This is a genomic window from Thermus composti (assembly GCF_014647535.1).
Classification (GTDB): Bacteria; Deinococcota; Deinococci; order Deinococcales; family Thermaceae; genus Thermus; species Thermus composti.
The window spans coordinates 16,922-33,196 of the sequence record NZ_BMPJ01000010.1; the positions used below are offsets into that span (position 1 = coordinate 16,922).

At 68.3% G+C, this 16,275-nt stretch carries 18 protein-coding genes; 14 read left to right on the plus strand and 4 right to left on the minus strand.

The genetic code is table 11. From position 1 onward, the window contains the following. Positions 1-9 precede the first annotated feature (9 nt). Both IEX93_RS05220 and IEX93_RS05225 read left to right on the plus strand, forming a co-directional pair. Positions 10-1,137, plus strand: coding sequence for an alanyl-tRNA editing protein (locus IEX93_RS05220; protein WP_188847187.1), 1,128 nt, complete (start codon positions 10-12; stop codon positions 1,135-1,137). A gap of 4 nt (positions 1,138-1,141) precedes the next feature. Then, the gene (locus IEX93_RS05225) at positions 1,142-1,912 is read left to right on the plus strand and encodes an SDR family NAD(P)-dependent oxidoreductase (protein WP_188847188.1); all 771 of its coding nucleotides are present in this window, start codon (positions 1,142-1,144) and stop codon (positions 1,910-1,912) included. 2 nt (positions 1,913-1,914) lie between these two features. Here IEX93_RS05225 and IEX93_RS05230 read toward each other — a convergent pair whose 3' ends face one another. Beyond that, on the minus strand, positions 1,915-2,457 hold the full coding sequence (locus tag IEX93_RS05230) for an NAD(P)/FAD-dependent oxidoreductase (protein WP_188847189.1): 543 nt from the start codon (positions 2,455-2,457) through the stop codon (positions 1,915-1,917). A gap of 26 nt (positions 2,458-2,483) precedes the next feature. Here IEX93_RS05230 and IEX93_RS05235 point away from each other — a divergent pair, with 26 nt between their 5' ends. The 5 genes from IEX93_RS05235 to IEX93_RS05255 are packed head-to-tail and all read left to right on the plus strand — an operon-like array spanning position 2,484 to position 7,950. Next, the gene (locus tag IEX93_RS05235; protein WP_188847190.1) at positions 2,484-3,800 is read left to right on the plus strand and encodes a PASTA domain-containing protein; all 1,317 of its coding nucleotides are present in this window, start codon (positions 2,484-2,486) and stop codon (positions 3,798-3,800) included. Next, entirely contained in the window at positions 3,797-4,123 is a 327-nt protein-coding gene (locus IEX93_RS05240) for a YraN family protein (protein WP_371863150.1), read from the plus strand. Before IEX93_RS05235 ends, IEX93_RS05240 begins: the two co-directional genes overlap by 4 nt. Before the next feature lie 9 nt (positions 4,124-4,132). Next, a complete protein-coding gene (locus IEX93_RS05245; protein WP_188847192.1) occupies positions 4,133-5,920 on the plus strand; it encodes a menaquinone biosynthesis decarboxylase in 1,788 nt (595 codons plus the stop codon). 7 nt (positions 5,921-5,927) lie between these two features. After that, positions 5,928-6,863, plus strand: a complete 936-nt coding sequence (gene trmB / locus IEX93_RS05250) for a tRNA (guanosine(46)-N7)-methyltransferase TrmB (RefSeq protein ID WP_188847193.1) — start codon at positions 5,928-5,930, stop codon at positions 6,861-6,863. 19 nt (positions 6,864-6,882) lie between these two features. Next, on the plus strand, positions 6,883-7,950 hold the full coding sequence (locus tag IEX93_RS05255) for a cystathionine beta-lyase (RefSeq protein ID WP_188847194.1): 1,068 nt from the start codon (positions 6,883-6,885) through the stop codon (positions 7,948-7,950). Between the two features lie 46 nt (positions 7,951-7,996). Here the strand turns inward: IEX93_RS05255 and IEX93_RS05260 are convergent, their stop codons facing one another. Beyond that, positions 7,997-8,461, minus strand: coding sequence for an Hsp20/alpha crystallin family protein (locus IEX93_RS05260; protein ID WP_188847195.1), 465 nt, complete (start codon positions 8,459-8,461; stop codon positions 7,997-7,999). A 98-nt stretch (positions 8,462-8,559) separates the two neighbouring features. On the opposite strand from IEX93_RS05260, the gene IEX93_RS05265 reads away from it, so the two are divergent. Genes IEX93_RS05265 through IEX93_RS05275 form a run of 3 tightly spaced genes read left to right on the plus strand, consistent with a single transcriptional unit; the run spans position 8,560 to position 10,612 of the window. After that, complete coding sequence (locus IEX93_RS05265) at positions 8,560-9,252, plus strand: sulfurtransferase (protein ID WP_188847196.1); 693 nt, start codon at positions 8,560-8,562, stop codon at positions 9,250-9,252. Then, entirely contained in the window at positions 9,249-9,872 is a 624-nt protein-coding gene (locus IEX93_RS05270; protein ID WP_188847197.1) for an MBL fold metallo-hydrolase, read from the plus strand. The genes IEX93_RS05265 and IEX93_RS05270 overlap by 4 nt, the downstream gene beginning before the upstream one ends. Next, positions 9,860-10,612 (plus strand): zinc ribbon domain-containing protein, encoded by a 753-nt coding sequence (locus IEX93_RS05275; protein WP_188847198.1) that lies wholly within the window; start codon positions 9,860-9,862, stop codon positions 10,610-10,612. Before IEX93_RS05270 ends, IEX93_RS05275 begins: the two co-directional genes overlap by 13 nt. Before the next feature lie 3 nt (positions 10,613-10,615). Here IEX93_RS05275 and IEX93_RS05280 read toward each other — a convergent pair whose 3' ends face one another. Both IEX93_RS05280 and IEX93_RS05285 read right to left on the minus strand, forming a co-directional pair. Then, positions 10,616-11,044, minus strand: coding sequence for an OsmC family protein (locus tag IEX93_RS05280; RefSeq protein ID WP_188847199.1), 429 nt, complete (start codon positions 11,042-11,044; stop codon positions 10,616-10,618). A gap of 75 nt (positions 11,045-11,119) precedes the next feature. After that, complete coding sequence (locus IEX93_RS05285; protein WP_188847200.1) at positions 11,120-11,710, minus strand: DUF981 domain-containing protein; 591 nt, start codon at positions 11,708-11,710, stop codon at positions 11,120-11,122. A 71-nt stretch (positions 11,711-11,781) separates the two neighbouring features. Here IEX93_RS05285 and IEX93_RS05290 point away from each other — a divergent pair, with 71 nt between their 5' ends. From IEX93_RS05290 to IEX93_RS05305, 4 genes are read left to right on the plus strand one after another with little or no spacing between them, the layout of a single operon-like run. Next, complete coding sequence (locus IEX93_RS05290; RefSeq protein ID WP_188847201.1) at positions 11,782-12,558, plus strand: metalloenzyme; 777 nt, start codon at positions 11,782-11,784, stop codon at positions 12,556-12,558. Between the two features lie 60 nt (positions 12,559-12,618). Next, a complete protein-coding gene (locus IEX93_RS05295) occupies positions 12,619-13,620 on the plus strand; it encodes an iron ABC transporter substrate-binding protein (protein WP_188847202.1) in 1,002 nt (333 codons plus the stop codon). Further along, positions 13,617-15,164, plus strand: a complete 1,548-nt coding sequence (locus IEX93_RS05300; RefSeq protein WP_188847203.1) for an ABC transporter permease — start codon at positions 13,617-13,619, stop codon at positions 15,162-15,164. Before IEX93_RS05295 ends, IEX93_RS05300 begins: the two co-directional genes overlap by 4 nt. Then, positions 15,143-16,189: an ABC transporter ATP-binding protein gene (locus tag IEX93_RS05305; RefSeq protein WP_188847204.1), complete on the plus strand. Its 1,047-nt coding sequence runs from the start codon at positions 15,143-15,145 to the stop codon at positions 16,187-16,189. The genes IEX93_RS05300 and IEX93_RS05305 overlap by 22 nt, the downstream gene beginning before the upstream one ends. Positions 16,190-16,275 lie beyond the last annotated feature (86 nt).

A 16,275-nucleotide genomic window follows, 5' to 3' on the forward strand; every position in this document is an offset into this window, starting at 1 on the left:
CTAAGGGGCATGAGGCTTTACCAGCTGGATAGCTACGCCACCCGCTTTGAGGCCCGGGTGGAACGGGCCTGGAGCGACGAAAAGGGGCATTACGCCGTCCTCTCCCAGACCTTCTTCTACCCCGAGTCCGGGGGGCAGCCCGCGGACACCGGGGTCCTGAGGGGGCCTTTTGGGGAGGTGCGGGTCCTCCACGCCTACGAGGAGGAGAAGGCCTTCGGGGAGGTGGTCCACGTGCTTTCCGCGCCCATCCCGGAGGGCGCGGAGGTGGAGGGGGAGATTGACTGGAAAAGGCGCTTCCGCCACATGCAGCGCCACACCGCCCAGCACATCCTCTCCCAAGCCCTCCTCCGGGCCGGGAACTACCACACCGTCGCTGTGAGCCTGGACTCGCCGGTGTGCACCGTGGACCTAGAGGAGGAGGCCGAGGAGGAAAGGATCCGGGAGGCCGAAGCCCTGGCGGGCTTCGCCGTCTACGCCGACTACCCCATTGAGGCCTTCTATGTCTCCGAGGAGGAGCTCGCCCGCTACCCCCTAAGGCGCCCCCCCAAGGTCCGGGGCCAGGTGCGCCTGGTACGGATCGGGGACTTTGACCTCGCCGCCTGCGGGGGGACCCACCTGAGGACGAGCGCCCAGGCGGGGCCCATCAAGGTCCTCAAGTGGGAGCGCTACAAGGGGGGTACCCGGGTCTACTTCACGGCGGGGTGGGAGGCCTTGGAGGACTACCACGCCAAGCACGCCCTCCTTTCCCGCCTGGCCCTGGCCTTCTCCACCCATCCCCTGGAGGTGGAAAAGCCCGTGCGGAAGCTTCAGGACGAGCTTTACGCCCTAAAGGGGGAAAACCAAGCCCTCAAAGAAGCCCTGGTGGAGGCCCTTCTGGGAAGGGCCCTGGAGGAAGGGGTCCTCCTGGTGCCCGGGCCCGTCCTCGGGGACCTGGCCAAAAAGCTCCTTTCCTGGAGCGAAAAGACCTTCCTCCTCCTCTCCCCCGAGGGCCGCTTCGCCCTCCTAGGCCCGAGGCGCCAGGAGGTCTTGGAAAGGCTCAAGGCTTTGGGGGCCAAGGGCGGGGGCAAGGAGGTGGTCCAGGGGGCTCTGCCCCAGGAAAAGGTGGCCGAGGCCCTGGACCCCCGGCTTGTAAGCTAGGGACATGGGGCTTTTTGAGGGCAAGGGCGTCTTGGTGACCGGGGGTGCCCGGGGAATCGGGCGGGCCATCGCCCAGGCCTTCGCCCGGGAAGGGGCCTTGGTGGCCCTCTGCGACCTGAGGCCCGAGGGGAAGGAGGTGGCCGAGGCCATCGGGGGGTTTTTCGTCCAGGCGGACCTGGCCGACGAGAGGGACCGGGTGTGCTTCGTGGAGGAGGCCAAAAGGGCCTTGGGCCGGGTGGACGTCCTGGTAAACAACGCCGCCATCGCCCCGCCCGGCTCCGCCCTCCGGGTGCCGCTAGAAGCGTGGCGCAAGGCCCTGGAGGTGAACCTCACCGCCCCCATGCACCTCTCGGCCCTGGCCGCCCGGGAGATGCAGAAGGTGGGGGGCGGAGCCATCGTCAACGTGGCCAGCGTCCAAGGGCTTTTCGCCGAGCAGGAAAACGCCGCCTACAACGCCTCCAAGGGAGGGCTTGTGAACCTCACCCGCTCCTTGGCCCTGGACCTCGCCCCCTTGGGGATCCGGGTGAACGCCGTGGCCCCCGGGGCCATCGCCACCGAGGCGGTTTTGGAGGCCATCCTCCTTTCCGAGGACCCCGAGAGGACCCGGCGGGACTGGGAGGACCTCCACGCCCTAAGGCGGCTCGGGCTTCCCGAGGAGGTGGCGGAGGCGGTGCTCTTTTTGGCCTCGGAGAAGGCCAGCTTCATCACCGGGGCCATCCTCCCCGTGGACGGGGGGATGACCGCCAGCTTCATGATGGCGGGCCGCCCGGTCTGAGGCTACTTGGCGTGGTCTTTGTAGGGCTCGCCCCGAAGGTCGGAGATGAGCTGCACCGCCACGTAGGCCCCATCCCCGGCGCTCACGATGGCGTGGCCCGGCACCTTGCCCCGGGCCACCCCGGCGGCGTAGACCCGGGGGTAGCTGGTCCGCCCCCCTTCGTCGGTGTCTATGAAGGCCCCCTTCCGGGCGAGGCCCAAGAGGGAGGGCAGGGTGGGGTCTTTGTGGGTGCAAAGGAGAAGCCTTTCCGCCTCCACCACGCCCCCATCGGTCTCCACCTCAAACACCCCGCCCTTGTCCCGCACCCCCTTGACCACGCCCCTTTGGACCTGGGTCCCGTAGCGCTCGGCGTGCTCCCGTAGCCGCCTCAGAAGCTCTTCCCCCGAGGGCTCGTCCAAAAGCCCGGGATAGTTGGGCACCCGGCTCACCTGGAGGACCTGGGAGCGCCCCCCGTCCAGGACCAGGACCTTAAGCCCCGCCCGGGCCAGAAAAAGGGCCGCGGAAAGGCCGGAAGGTCCACCGCCCACCACCAAAACGTCCCACATACCGCCTAGAGTATAATCGGCGGCGGATGCTTCTGGACGACCGCTACCCGGTGCTGGAAACCCTGGAGCAGAGGGACGGGGTCACCCTTTACCGGGTAGAAGGTGGGCTCCTCTTCTTCTTTGAGGTCAAGACCCCCGAGGACAAGGAGCGCTTCTACCGCTACCGGGCGGCCCTGAAGCGGCTTACGGAGATGGGGCTTCTGGAGGCCCAGGTTTCCGCCAAGCCGGGCCGCTACTACGCCTTCTTTCCAGAAAAGCCCCTTTCCCGCAAACCCCCGCCCAAGAAGGCCCTCGAGGCCCTGGCCCCCTTGGGCTTCGGCCGGGAACACCTGGCCATGGCCGAGGAGGGCGTGGCCTACCTGGCCCCCTGGCCCCTCAAGGCCAAGCCCCTGCCCCGCCCCAGGGGGAAGGGAAGCCTCCTTGGGGTGGCCCCCGGGCTTCTCCTCCTCGCCCTCGGGGGGTGGCTTCTCTTAGAGGGGCTTAACCGGTACTTCAACCCCCCCGAGTACGCCGTCCCGGACCTGGTGGGCAAGACCGCCCGGGAGGCCTTCCTCCTCCTCAAGGACACCGGGCTTCGCCTCGAGGTGGAGGAGGGGAACGACCCCACCAAGCCCAAGGAGGTAGTCCTGGCCCAAGACCCCCCGCCCGGGACCCGGCTTAGGGAGGGGCGGACGGTGCGCCTCGTGCTGAACCAGGCCCGCCTCAACCCCCTGCCGGACCTAAGGGGCCTGAGGCTGGAGGAGGCGGAAAGCCGCCTCTCGGAACTGGGCTACCGCCTTTTGGGCACCGCCCGGGTGGAAAGCCAAGAGCCCTTAGGCACCGTCCTCGCCACCACCCCCGCCCCCGGTACGCCCCTGCCCCCCGGGGGGGGTGTTTGGCTCCTCGTCTCCCTGGGGGCCTCCCCCGAGGCCACCACCCCCATGCCCCGGCTGGTGGGCCTCACCCGGGAGGAGGCGGTCTTCCTCCTAAACGCCGCCGCCATCCCCTACCAGGTGGAGGAGGTACCCTCCGGGGCGCCGCCCGGGGTGGTCCTCGCCCAGGAGCCCGCCCCCGGGACCCCCGTGCCCCAGGGGGGCGGGGCCCGGATCCAGGTGGCGGCCCAGGGCCAGGTCTACCTCCCCCCAAGCCCCCCCACCCGGACCGTGAACCTGGCCCTGAACCTTCCCCCCGAGGCCGAGGGGCGGCAGGTGCGCCTGGTCCTTCTGGACGAGCGGGGGGAGCAGGTGGTCTACGAGGGGCCAGGGCAGGAGGGCCTTCGGGTGGAGGGCACCTACCAGGTGGTGGGGGAGGCCCGCTTCCGCCTCTACTTGGACGGCTTCCTCTTCCAGGAGTGGGCTCCGTGAAGGGCGCCTGGGCCGAGGAAAGGGCGCTTCGCTACCTCCTGGAAAGGGGGTACCGCCTCCTGGGGCGAAACCGCCGCACCCCCTTCGGCGAGGTGGACCTCTTCTTGGAAAAGGACGGGGTCTACGTGGTGGTGGAGGTGAAGCAAAGGCGCTCAGACCGCTTCGGCACGCCCCTGGAGGCCATCACCCCGGGGAAGGTGCGAAGGCTTTGGCAAAGCGCCCGCTACCTCCTGGGCCGGGACGACCTGCCGGTGCGCCTCGAGGCGGTCTTGGTCCATGGAAGCCCCGAGGACTTCCGCTTAGAGCACCTTGTCCTGGAGTAAGCTTTAGGCGTGTTTAGGAACCTTAGGGCCTACCTGGAGGCCCTGGAAAGGCGGGGCGAGCTTAGGCGGGTGAAGGTGCCCGTCTCCGCCGAGCTGGAGATCACCGAGATCGCGGACCGCATGGTGAAAGGAGGGGGGCCCGCCCTCCTCTTTGAGCGGGTCACGGGCAAGGACTTCCCCGTGGCCATCGGCCTTTTTGGGACCCGGGAGCGGACCGCCTTCGCCCTTGGGGTGAAGGACCTGGACGAGCTGGCGAGGAAGGTGGAGACCCTCCTGGAGCTAAGGCCCGGCAAGGGGGGGCTTTCCGCCCTCCTTGGGCTTCTTCCCAAGCTTCCCCTCCTCAAAGGCTTCTTCCCCAGGTGGGTGCGCCAGGCCCCGGTGCAGGAGGTGGTGCTGAGGGGGGAGGCAGTGGACCTGAGGCGCCTTCCCGTCCTCAAGTGCTGGCCCTTAGACGGGGGGCCTTTCCTCACCCTGCCCCTCGTCATCACCAAGGACCCGGAGACGGGGGAGCTCAACCTGGGGATGTACCGGATGCAGGTCTTAGACCCCAGGAGCACCGCCATGCACTGGCAACTCCACAAGGTGGGCCGCCGCCACCTGGAAAAGGCCAAGAAGCTGGGGAAGAGGCTGGAGGTGGCCGTGGCCCTGGGGGGGGACCCAGTCCTCACCTACGCCGCCACCGCCCCCCTGCCCCCCTTGCCGGAGGTGAGCGAGTTCCACCTGGCGGGCTTCCTCCGGGGGGCCCCCATTGAGCTTGCCCGGGGGGTAACCGTGGACCTCCCCGTGCCCGCGGAGGCGGAGTTCGTCCTCGAGGGCTACATAGACCCGGAAGAGCCCCTGGTGGAGGAAGGCCCCTTTGGCGACCACACGGGCTTCTATACCCCTGTGGACCTCTACCCCCGCTTCCACGTCACCGCCCTCACCCACCGCCGGAAAGCCATCTACCCCGCCACCATCGTGGGCGTTCCCCCCATGGAGGACGCCTACCTCATTGAGGCCACGGAGAGGCTCTTCCTCCCGGCCCTCCGCCTGGTCCTCCCCGAGGTGGTGGACTACCACATGCCCCCCGAGGGGGTGGCCCACAACTGGGTGAACGTAAGCCTAAGGAAGGAATACCCGGGCCAGGCCTACAAGGTGGCCTACGGGATGCTGGGCCTGGGGCAGATGATGTTCGCCAAGGTCATCGTGGCGGTGGACGCCGATGTGCCGGTGAAGCCGGGGTTTGCCACCCTCCTCCACGCCTTAAAGCACGCCCTCCCCGGCCGGGACACCCTCCTCCTCCGGGGCCCCATGGACGTCCTGGACCATAGCGCCCGGGCCTTCGCCTACGGGGGGAAGCTTTTCATAGACGGCACGAGGAAGCTCCCCGAGGAGGGGGAAGAGGTGCCCTTCGCCCCCAAGGCCCACGCCGAGCTTCCCCAAGACCCCGAGGTGGTGGCCCAGAGGCAGTGGCCGGGGCTTTGGGGCGTGGCCATGAGGAAAGAAAGGCCCCACCAGGCCTGGGAGGTGGCGGAAAGGCTCCTAAGCACCCCGCAAAGCGCCGGGATCCGGCTCCTCCTCCTAGCCGACGCTGACACCGCCCTAAGCCCCGAGGAACTCCTCTGGTACGTCCTCAACAACATTGACCCCGAGCGGGACGCCCGGGTGATGGCGGGGGTGGAGGGGCCGGTTTTGGTCCTGGACGGCACGAGGAAGCTCCCCGAGGAGGGCTTCCAGAGGGTCTGGCCCGAAAGGATCCGCATGGACCCCAAGGTGAAGGCCCTGGTGGAGGCCCGCTGGGAGGAGTACGGGCTATAATCCCACCGTGCTGGTCCGCCCCGCCCTCCTCCCCGCCTGGCCCCCCTCCCCCAAGGACCTCTTCGGGCGGGAAGGCCCCTTGGTCCTGGAGATCGGCTTCGGGGACGGCCGCTTCACCGCCTGGCTCGCCCGGGCCCACCCCCACTGGCTCGTCCTGGGGGCCGAGGTCTCGGGGGCGAGCGTCCTTAGGGCCTACAGGCGGATGCGCAAAGAGGGCCTGGAAAACGTCCGCCTTTACCACGGGGAAGGCCCCTTCGCCCTTAGAAACCTAATCCTCCCGGGAAGCCTCCACCGGGTGATCGTCAACTTCCCCGACCCCTGGCCCAAGAAGCGCCATCAGGACCGGCGCCTCCTCCAGGAGGGCTTCTTCCGGAGACTTTCCACGAGGCTTGAAGAGGGAGGGGCGCTCCTCCTCACCACCGACCACGAGGACTACTTCCGTTTCGCCCTGGAGGAGGCGGAGAGGACGGGCCTCTACCGCATAGAGGTGAGGCCCCCGCCGGAGGCCCACCTGCAGACCAAGTACGCCCTCAAGTGGAAGGAGGCGGGCCGCTCCTTCTTCCACGCCGTCTTCACCAAGGTGGCCGAGGACCCCAACCCTTGGCCCCCCCTAAGGAGGTACCCCATGGCCCACGCCCTCTTGAAAGGAGAGCTCCCGGAAACCCTTGACCTCGCCAAGACCCCGGTGCCCATCCCCGGAGGCATCGCCGTCTTCCTGGAGGTGGCCCGGGGGGAGAAGGGGTTTTACGTGGTCACCCACCTGGAGGAGGAGGACCTGACCCAGGACCTCCTTCTGGAGGTGCGCAGGAGCGCCCACGGGGTCTACGCCGGGGTGGGCCGCTTCGGAAGCCCCCTCATCACCGAGGGGGTGAAGCGGGCGGTGCGGGCCCTGGTGGAAAGGCTAAAGGGGCTTGGCCTCGAGGTGGTCCAGGACCACACCTGAGGCCGGGTAAGATAACGGCATGATTCCCCCCCGCAAGGACTCCCTCAAGTGGGGCACCTACCCCGAGGACGTCCTCCCCCTTTGGGTGGCGGACATGGACTTCCCCGTGGCCGAGCCCATCCGAAAGGCCCTAAGGGAGCGGGCGGAGGGCTTTTTGGGCTACCCGCCACGGGAGGGGGACCCGGAGCTTAGGGCCCTCCTCCTGGAGCGCCATGGCCTCGAGGGGGAGGTGGCCTTCCTGCCGGGGGTGGTGGTGGGGCTTTTCGCCGCCGTGGCCGCCTTCACCGCCCCGGGCCAGGGGGTCCTCACCCAGGTGCCCATCTACCCCCCTTTCCTGGCCGCCATCCGGGAGGGGCGGCGCACGGTCCTGGCCAACCCCTTAAGGGAGACCGAGGAGGGCTACCGGCTGGACCTGGCGGGCCTTGAGCGCCTGGCCTTCGCCTCGAGGCTCCTCCTCTTCTGCCACCCGCAAAACCCCACGGGAAGGGTCTTCACCGAGGAGGAGCTGGAGGCCTTGGCTCACATCGCCCGCAAGCACGACCTCATCGTGGTCTCCGACGAGCTCCACGCCCCCCTCACCTACGAGAGGCCCCACATCCCCTTGGCCCGCTTCCTCCCCGAGCGCACCCTCACCCTCCTAGGCCCCGGAAAGGCCTACAACCTGGCGGGCCTCCCCCTGGGGGCGGCGGTGGGGCCCAAGCCCCTCTTGGAGGCCTTCAAGCGCCACCTCCCCCACACCTTCCCCAACGTCTTGGCCATGGCCGCCTGGAAGGCGGCCCTCCTGGAAGGCGATGCCTGGCTTAAGGCCACCTTGGCTCAGCTCAAGGCCAACCGGGACCGGGTGGCCGGGTGGGCCAAGGCCATGGGCCTGGGTCACTTCCCCCCTGAAGGGACCTACCTGGCCTGGATCCGGACGGAGATCCCCAAGGCGGCGGCCTACTTCCTGAAGGAGGCCCGGGTGGCCCTGAACCCCGGGGAGAACTTCGGCCCAGGGTACGACCGGTACGTGCGCCTGAACTTCGCCACCTACCCCGAGGTCCTGGAAGAGGCCCTACGCCGGCTTTCCGAGGCCCTCAAGCGGGCCTAAAGAAAACCCCCCCTGGGCTTCCCCAGGGGGGCAAGGCCCCACGCCCTTACTGGACCACCTGGATGGGGATCCGCTTGGCCCGGGCCTCCGCCACCTTGGGCAAGGTGAGGCGCAGGATGCCGTGGCGGAACTCGGCCTTGGCCTCGTCCCCCTTCACCTCCACGGGGAGGGTGAAGGTGCGCACGAAGGAACCGTGGGGGATCTCCTGGAGGTAGTAGCGGCGGGCCTTGGCCTCCTCGGCGGGCTTCACCTGGCCCCGGACGGTGAGCTTGTTGCCCTCGAGGCTCACCTCCAGGTCCTCTGGGGCAAGCCCGGGCACCGCCATCTCCAGGACCAAGGCCTCGTCGGTCTCGTAGAGGTCGGCGGGGGCCACGTAGGCCACCGCGGGCCGGCCGAAGTCGCCTAAGACCTCCTCAAAGAGCCGGTTGGCCTCCTCCAGGAGGGAGAAGGGACCCCAGGTCCTGAAGGGCGTGAGCTCGGTGGAGCGGCTGTCCCTACGCACCAGGGCCATACCTATCACCTCCGCTTTTACTTATATCTCCTGCGCCTCAGTTTGTCAAGTATCCTTAGGGCAATAGGCCTACCCCTGCGCCCCCTATAATCAGGGGCATGGAGCTTCCCAAGGACGCGGTTTTCGTGGACACGCGGCCCCGGCCCGCCTACGAGGCGGGGCACCTGCCGGGGGCCCGCCACCTGGACCTCTCCGCCCCCAGGCTCCGCCTCCGGGAGGAGGCGGAGCTTAAGGCCCTGGAAGCGGGGCTCACGGAGCTTTTCCAAAGCCTGGGCCTACGAAGCCCCGTGGTCCTTTACGACGAGGGGCTCACGAGCCGGCTTTGCCGCACCGCCTTCTTCCTGGGCCTAGGGGGGCTAGAGGTGGAGCTTTGGACCGAGGGCTGGGAGCCCTACGCCACGGAGAAGGAGGAGCCCAAGCCGGAGCGCACCGAGGTGGTGGCCAGGCTTCGGCGGGACTGGCTCCTCACCGCCGACGAGGCCGCCCGCCACCCCCTTCTTTTGGACGTGCGGAGCCCCGAGGAATACCAGGGCAAGGTCCACCCCCCCTGCTGCCCCCGGGGCGGGCGCATTCCCGGGAGCAAGAACGCCCCCTTGGACCTTTTCCTGAGCCCGGAAGGCCTTCTGGAGCGGCTCGGGCTTAAGCCGGGGGAGGAGGTGGGGGTCTACTGCCACTCGGGGGCGCGGAGCGCCGTGGCCTTCTTCGTCCTAAGGAGCCTCGGGGTCAAGGCCCGGAACTACCTGGGCTCCATGCACGAGTGGCTCCAGGAGGGGCTGCCCACCGAGCCATGAGGGCCTACCCCATCACCCTTGGCCCCTTGCAGGAAAACGCCTGCCTGGTGGAGACGCCGGAGGGCCCGGTCCTTATTGACCCCGGGGACGAGCCGGAAAAGCTCTTCCGGCTTTTCCGGGAAACGGGCCTCACCCCCAAGGCCATCCTCCTCACCCACGCCCACTTTGACCACGTGGGGGCGGTGGCCCCTCTGGTGGAGGCCCTGGACCTCCCCGTCTACCTCCACCCCCTGGACCTTCCCCTCTACCAGGGGGCGGACCTCGCCGCCCGGGCCTGGGGCTTCGCCATCCCCAAGCCCCCTTTGCCCGTGGAGCCTTTGGAAGAGGGCATGACCCTTTTCGGCTTCCAGGTCCTCCACCTCCCCGGGCATAGCCCCGGCCACGTGGCCTTTTACGACCCCGAAGGGGGGCAGGTCTTCTCCGGGGACCTCCTCTTCCGGGGAAGCATCGGCCGCTACGACCTGCCCGGGGCCGATCCCAAGGCGCTTTTCGCCTCTCTAAAGAGGCTCCTTTCCCTCCCCCCCAACACCCGGGTCCACCCCGGGCACGGGCCCGGGACCACCCTGGGCCTCGAGGCCCGCACGAACCCCTTCCTCACCGGGTTAGAATGGGAAACGTGAGCGGGGCGGACGTTCCCCAAAGCAAGCAGCTGGCAGCCCTTAGAGCGCTTTTCGCCCTCCAGGAAAAGGACCTGGCCATTGACCGGCTAGAAAGCGAGGCGGAAAGCCTTCCCGAGGAACTCCTTGCGGTGAAGAACCAGGTGGAGGCCCTGGAGGAAAGGCTTGCCGAGCTCCTTGAGCGGAAGCGAGAGCTGGAGCGGGAGTACCAGCGCCATAGCCTAGACATAGAAGACCTAAGCGCCAAGGAGAAGCAGGCGGAGGAGGAGCAGAAGAAGGCCCAAACCGCCCGGGAGCAGACCCAGTACGAGAACCGGATCCAGCAGATCAAGGACCGGATCCGGGAGCTTTTAGAGCTTTCCACCCCCATCATGGAGGCCATGGAAGAGGTGGAGGCGGAGGTGGCCCGGGTGGAGGCGGAGCTTAACCAGCTAAGACCCAAGTTGGAAGAGCTCCTTAAGGCCAACGAGGCCCGGGTCAGGGCCCTCAAGGAAGAGGCCCAGGCCCTCCTCGCCGAGCGGGCGGTCATGGCCCAGGGCATCCCCACAAGCCTCCTCAAGGAGTATGAAGCCATCCGCCGGGCCCGCCGGGGAACGGGCATCGTGCGGATGGTGCGCCAGGGGCAGATCTTCCGCTGCGAGGGGTGCAACGTGGTCCTGCCCACCCACGTGGCCCAGAAGGTGGTCCAGGCCCAGGTTGTCCGCTGCCCCTCCTGCGGGAGGCTCCTCCTTAAGGAGGAGTAGGGCCTAGACCAGGCGGGCCTGAAGGGCGATCTCCTTCACCCCCGCCAAGGCCCGGGAGATGGGGCAGCCCTCCTTGGCGGCCTCGGCGATCTCCAGGAACTTCTCCGGAGAAATCCCCGGCACCTCCGCTTCGGTGAAGAGCTCAATCCGGGTGAGGGTGGGCTTCCCGTCCACCATCTCCAGGTGGACCCGGGCCTCGGTGGAAACCCGCTTGGGGGGAAAGCCCTCCCGCTCCAGGCTGGCGGCCAGGGCCATGGAGAAGCACCCCGCGTGGGCCGCGGCGATGAGCTCCTCGGGGTTCGTCCCCTCCCCTTCTTCAAACCGGGAAGGGTAGGAGTAAGGCCCCTGGAAGGCCTGGCTCCCTAGCTCCATAACCCCCTTCCCCTGCCTAAGGCCACCTTCCCATACCGCCTTCGCCTTGCGCACCGGCATGATACCCTCCTTCGCCCAAAGCTTACCCCATGCCCAAAGGGCCTTTGGGCATGGGGACACAAACCTTAAGGCGCTTTAGCCCCCGCCTCCCACGGCGCTGGCGATGTGGCCGTAGTAGGCCATGAAGCCGGTGAGGAAAGCGCCCAAGGCCATCAAGGCCAGGACCAAGGCCCCCAGGTAAGCCCAGGCGCGCCGGGCCTCCGGGCGGCTATAGGCGTAGAAGAGGATCCCGATGGACGCCACCCCCGCCGCTCCCCACATGAGGGCGGTGAGGGCAGGGCTTTTGGTGAGGCCGAAGTCCAACACCGCCCGCGCCCCCTGCAGGAGGTAAAGCCCGAGGAAAACCGAGGGCCAGGCCAGGGCCTTAAGCTCTAGCCCCTGGTAGAGGTAAAACCCCGCCAGGATCATCATGAAGGCGAAAAGCCCCGTGGCCACCCCAAAGAGCTCGGTGTACTGGGGCACGGGCCGCCCCGCCCAGTTGGTCCAGTAGAGCTGGGCCACAGCCCCCAGGGCGAAAACCCCCAGGGTGAAGAAGAGGGGGCCGTAAAGCCGGCCCAAGGCCTTCTCGTCCCCGCCCCGGGCCACGGCGAGAAGGTAGGCCACCCCGGAGACCCCGGCCGCCGTGACCAGGCCCAAAACGAAGACCAGCGGGTTGTAGCTTCCCATACCTCATCACCTCCTAAGCTCAAGGTAGCGCATACCCTGCATGACATATGTCCCCTTTGTAGGATGAATAGGTGCTTTTCCTCTTCGTGGACGGCCTGGGCCTGGGCGGGGCCTTGGAGGACCTCTTCCCCTTTCTGCTAGACCTTTCCCCGGCCCCCTTGGACGCTACCCTGGGGGTGGAGGGCCTCCCCCAGTCGGGCACCGGGCAGACCGCCCTTCTCACCGGGGAAAACGCCGCCAAGCTCCTCGGCCACCACCAGGGCCCCTTCCCAAGCCCCAGGCTCAGGCCCCTCCTCCGGCGAAGCCTCTACGCCTGGGCCAAGGAAAAGGGCCTAAAGGTCCTCCACGCCAACGGCTACCGGCCCGAGTACCTGAGGCGGGCCACGGAAGGGAAAAGGCTTCTCCTTTCCGCCTTCGCCCAGGCGGCGAGCCTCGCAGGTCTTCCCCTCCTCCCCTTAGGCCACCCCCTGGCCCTCCCCCCGGGCTTCTGGGAAGACCCCTACGGGGCGGGGGCCAAGGCCGCCGGGCTAGCCCGGGCCTTTGACCTGGTGGTCCTGGAGTACTGGGCCTTAGACCTCGCCGCCCACCGCCATCCCGAAAGCCTTCCCGAGCGCTTCCTAGAGCTCACCCTTTTCCTCCGGGGCTTTCTTGCGGAAGGGGGCACCCTCCTCCTCACCTCGGACCACGGCAACGCCGAGGAGCCCTGGCACCCCCAGCACACCCGAAACCCCGTCCCCCTGGTCTACACCGGGAGGGCGGGGGCCTTTCCCCGGGAGCTCACGGGGGTTTTCCCCTGGTTGCAAGTAGTTCTCACTTGCAAAATGTTAAAATCCGACCGGAATACTTGACTTTTACTTCCCCCTCTGGTAGGGTGCCTCCCGAGAGGGCGCCCTCTCGGGAGGTATCCGATGGAGCGACGGAAGCTGATCCTAAGCCTTGTGGGAACCCTGGCCCTGGGTCTAGGCCTCGCCCAGCAACCCACCCTCACCGTCTACTCGGGCCGGGGGGAAAGCCTGGTGGGGCCCTTGGTGGCCCAGTTCCAGCGGGAAACCGGGATCCGGGTCCAGGTGCGCTACGGTTCCGATGCCCAGATCCTGGCCGCCCTCCAGGAGGAGGGGGACCGCTCCCCCGCGGACGTCGTCTGGCTCAACACCTCGGGGGCCTTGGGCCGGGCGGCGGCCCTGGGGCTCCTCAGGCCCCTTGGGGAAAGCCTCCTCAACAAGCCCGTGGGCTTCGTCCCCGCCTCCAAGCGCTGGGTCCCGGTCACGGTGCGGCTTCGGGTCCTGGCCTACAACCCGAACCGCCTGAAGCCCGAGGAGCTCCCCCAAAGCCTCCTGGACCTGCCCCGCTTCGTCCGGGAGAAGGGGCTTCTGGGCCGGGTGGGCTGGACCCCCACCTACTCCAGCTTCCAGGACATGGTGGCGGCGATCCTCCTCCTCCACGGGGAGGAAGCGGCCAGGAAGTGGCTCACCGAGTTCAAGGCTTTAAACCCCAAAAGCTACGGCTCCTCCAACGTGGCCATGGTGGACGCCATTCGGGCAGGGGAGATTGACCTCGCCTCCACCAACCACTACTACGTCCTCCGCTTCCAGCGGGCGGGCTTCCAGGTGGGCATGGCCTTCTTCAAGGACGGGGACGTGGGCAACCTGGCCCTGGTCACGGGGGCGGGGATCCACCGGAACAGCAAAAACCTGGTGGCGGCCACCCGCTTCCTCAACTACCTCCTCTCGGAGAAGGGGCAGCAGTACTTCGTGGGCAACATCGGGGAGTACCCGGTGGTGAGGGGCGTGGTCCAGGACCCGAGGCTTCTGCCCCTGGAGGAGGCCCTCAAGAAGACCCCCAAACTGGACTTTGAGAAGCTGCCCACCGAGGAGGCCCTCAAGCTCATGCGGGAGCTTGGCGTCCTGTGACGGCACGGGTCCACCACCTTCCCGGGCTTCTCCCCTTCCTCCTCCCCGCCCTCCTCACGGGGGGCGGGGTGGTGTTGCCCATCCTCTACCTGGGGCTCCGGGCCCTCGAGGCCGACCCGGGAACCCTGAGGGAGATCCTCCTAAGGCCCAAAAACCTGGAGCTTCTCGCCAACACCCTGGCCCTCCTCCTCGGGGTTTTGGCCCTCACCACCCTCCTCGCCTTCCCTCTGGCCTTCCTCACCACCCGCACCGACCTCAAGGGGAAGCGGCTTTGGACCATCCTCCTCACCCTGCCCCTGGCCATCCCCGGGTACGTGGGGGCTTATGTCCTCCTGGCGGCCACCGGGTTGGGGGGGCTCCTTCCTCTCCCCCGCCCCGAGGGGTACTGGGGGGCTTTGCTCGTCCTCTCCCTCTTCACCTACCCCTACCTTTTCCTCCCCCTCCGGGCGGCCTTCCTAGGCCTAGACCCCTCCTTGGAGGAGGCGGCGAAGACCCTCGGGGTAAGCCCCCTTCGGGCCTTCTTCCGGGTAAGCCTCCCCCAGCTCTTCCCCGCCCTCCTTTCCGGCTACCTGGTGGTGGGGCTCCACGTGCTGGGGGACTTCGGCACGGTGAGCCTTCTCCGCTACGAGACCTTCTCCTACGCCATCTACCTCCAGTACAACGCCGCCTTTGACCGGGTGTACGCCGCCTGGCTGGCCCTCTTCCTCCTCCTCCTCACCGGGGGGCTCCTCCTCCTGGAAGGGGCCCTTCTCCGGCGGCTAAGCCTCGGCCGTAGCGGCAAGGGAGCCGCCCGCAAGGCCAAGCCCGTGCCTCTTGGGCGGATGGCCCCCCTGGCCTACCTCCTCCTGGCCCTGCCTGTAGTCCTTGGGCTTTTCTTCCCCCTTTACACCCTCCTCCACCTGGCCCACCGCTTCCCCATGGAAAAGCTCTTTGGGGTGGGGGAGGCCTTCCTCCACTCCGCCCTGGCCGCCCTCCCCGCAAGCCTCCTGGCGGTGGGGATGGCCCTTCCCATCGCCTACCTGGCGGTGCGCTACCCCGCAAGGCCCACCCGCCTGCTGGCGGGGATCGCCTACCTGGGCTACGCCGTACCTCCCTTGGCCTTCGCCCTGGCCTGGATCTTTTTCAGCCTCAAGAGCCTTCCCTTCCTTTACGGGAGCCTTCTCCTCCTGATCCTCGCCTTAAGCTTCCACTTCCTGGCCGAGGCCTTGGGACCCGTCCGGGGGGCCCTTTACCAGGTGCCCGCGCGGCTAGAGGAGGCCGCCAGGACCCTAGGGGAGACCCCCACCCGGGCTTTCTTCCGGGTTACCTTTCCCCTCCTTTGGCGGGGGGCGGTGGCGGGCGGGGCCTTGGCCTTCATCGGGGGCGTGAAGGAGCTTCCCATCACCCTCCTCCTCGCCCCCATGGGCTACGCCACCCTTTCCACCCGGGTTTTCAGCTACACTCAGGAAGCCATGTTCGCCGAGGCCGCCCCTTACGCCTTCCTCCTGGTGGCCCTTTCGGCGGCCTTTGTGGGGGTGTTGCTTTGGAGCGAGCGCCGCTTCTAAAACTGGAAGGGATCCGCAAGCGCTTCGGGGAACACGAGGTGCTCAAGGGGGTGGACCTCGAGGTCCATCCCGGGGAGATCCTGGCCCTTCTGGGCCCCTCGGGGTGCGGCAAAACCACCCTTCTTAGGGTGATCGCCGGCCTCGAGGCCCCCGAGGCGGGCCGGGTCTTCCTGGAGGGACGGGACATCACCGGCCTCCCCCCGGAGAAGCGGGGCATCGGCTTCGTCTTCCAGGACTACGCCCTTTTCCCCCACCTCACCGCCTTGGGCAACGTGGCCTTCGGCCTCAAGGGGAAGGACCGCCTGGCGCGGGCGCAGAAGGCCCTAGACCGGGTGGGGATGACCCTCTTCCAGCACCGCAAGCCCCACGAGCTCTCCGGGGGGCAGCAGCAGCGGGTGGCCCTGGCCCGGGCTTTAGCCCCGGGGCCCAAGCTCGTCCTCCTGGACGAGCCGTTCTCCAGCCTGGACGCGGGGCTTCGGGCCGCCACCCGGGAGGAAGTGCGCAAAGTCCTGAAGGAGACGGGCACCACCGCCATCCTGGTGACCCACGACCAGGAGGAGGCCCTCTCCTTCGCCGACCGGCTTGGGGTGATGCGAGGGGGGAGGCTTTTGCAGGTGGGCACCCCGGAGGAGGTCTACCTCAAGCCCAAAACCCCCTTCGTGGCCCAGTTTCTGGGGCGCACCAACCTCCTTTTGGGCGAGGCCAAGGGGGGGCATGCGGAGACCCCGCTGGGCCCCGTCCCCCTGGCGGAGCCCGCCTTCGGCCCCGTCCTCCTCTCCCTCCGGCCCGAGGCCCTCGCCCTCGCCCCGGAAGGGGCGGGTGGGGCCTTAGGGGTGGTGGTGGCCCGGGAGTTCAAGGGCCACGACCTCACCTTCCGGGTGCGGCTCCTGGCGGAGGATAAGGAGGTCCTGGTGCAAGAGGGTCCCACAAGCCCCTTCCGCGTGGGCGACCGGGTGGCCGTGCGGGTGGTGGGGGAGGGGATCGCCTTGGAGGGCCAGGCGAGGGTGCCGGTGGGAACGGACTAAGCACCCCGCCGCGGCGAGGGCCCCAAAAGGAGCTTCCCGAGCCTCATTGGGCGCCCCGTGTTGCGCGACCACCCCGCGGCCACCTA

What these genes read in the sequence shown, in the direction of transcription:
- IEX93_RS05265 (WP_188847196.1), top strand. Translation starts at nt 8,560, where the DNA reads ATGGAGCTTCCCAAGGACGCGGTTTTCGTGGACACGCGGCCCCGGCCC.
- IEX93_RS05225 (WP_188847188.1), top strand. Translation starts at nt 1,142, where the DNA reads ATGGGGCTTTTTGAGGGCAAGGGCGTCTTGGTGACCGGGGGTGCCCGG.
- IEX93_RS05295 (WP_188847202.1), top strand. Translation starts at nt 12,619, where the DNA reads ATGGAGCGACGGAAGCTGATCCTAAGCCTTGTGGGAACCCTGGCCCTG.
- IEX93_RS05260 (WP_188847195.1), bottom strand. Translation starts at nt 8,461, where the DNA reads ATGGCCCTGGTGCGTAGGGACAGCCGCTCCACCGAGCTCACGCCCTTC.
- IEX93_RS05285 (WP_188847200.1), bottom strand. Translation starts at nt 11,710, where the DNA reads ATGGGAAGCTACAACCCGCTGGTCTTCGTTTTGGGCCTGGTCACGGCG.
- IEX93_RS05235 (WP_188847190.1), top strand. Translation starts at nt 2,484, where the DNA reads ATGCTTCTGGACGACCGCTACCCGGTGCTGGAAACCCTGGAGCAGAGG.
- IEX93_RS05230 (WP_188847189.1), bottom strand. Translation starts at nt 2,457, where the DNA reads ATGTGGGACGTTTTGGTGGTGGGCGGTGGACCTTCCGGCCTTTCCGCG.
- IEX93_RS05275 (WP_188847198.1), top strand. Translation starts at nt 9,860, where the DNA reads ATGGGAAACGTGAGCGGGGCGGACGTTCCCCAAAGCAAGCAGCTGGCA.
- IEX93_RS05280 (WP_188847199.1), bottom strand. Translation starts at nt 11,044, where the DNA reads ATGCCGGTGCGCAAGGCGAAGGCGGTATGGGAAGGTGGCCTTAGGCAG.
- IEX93_RS05270 (WP_188847197.1), top strand. Translation starts at nt 9,249, where the DNA reads ATGAGGGCCTACCCCATCACCCTTGGCCCCTTGCAGGAAAACGCCTGC.
- IEX93_RS05220 (WP_188847187.1), top strand. Translation starts at nt 10, where the DNA reads ATGAGGCTTTACCAGCTGGATAGCTACGCCACCCGCTTTGAGGCCCGG.
- IEX93_RS05255 (WP_188847194.1), top strand. Translation starts at nt 6,883, where the DNA reads ATGATTCCCCCCCGCAAGGACTCCCTCAAGTGGGGCACCTACCCCGAG.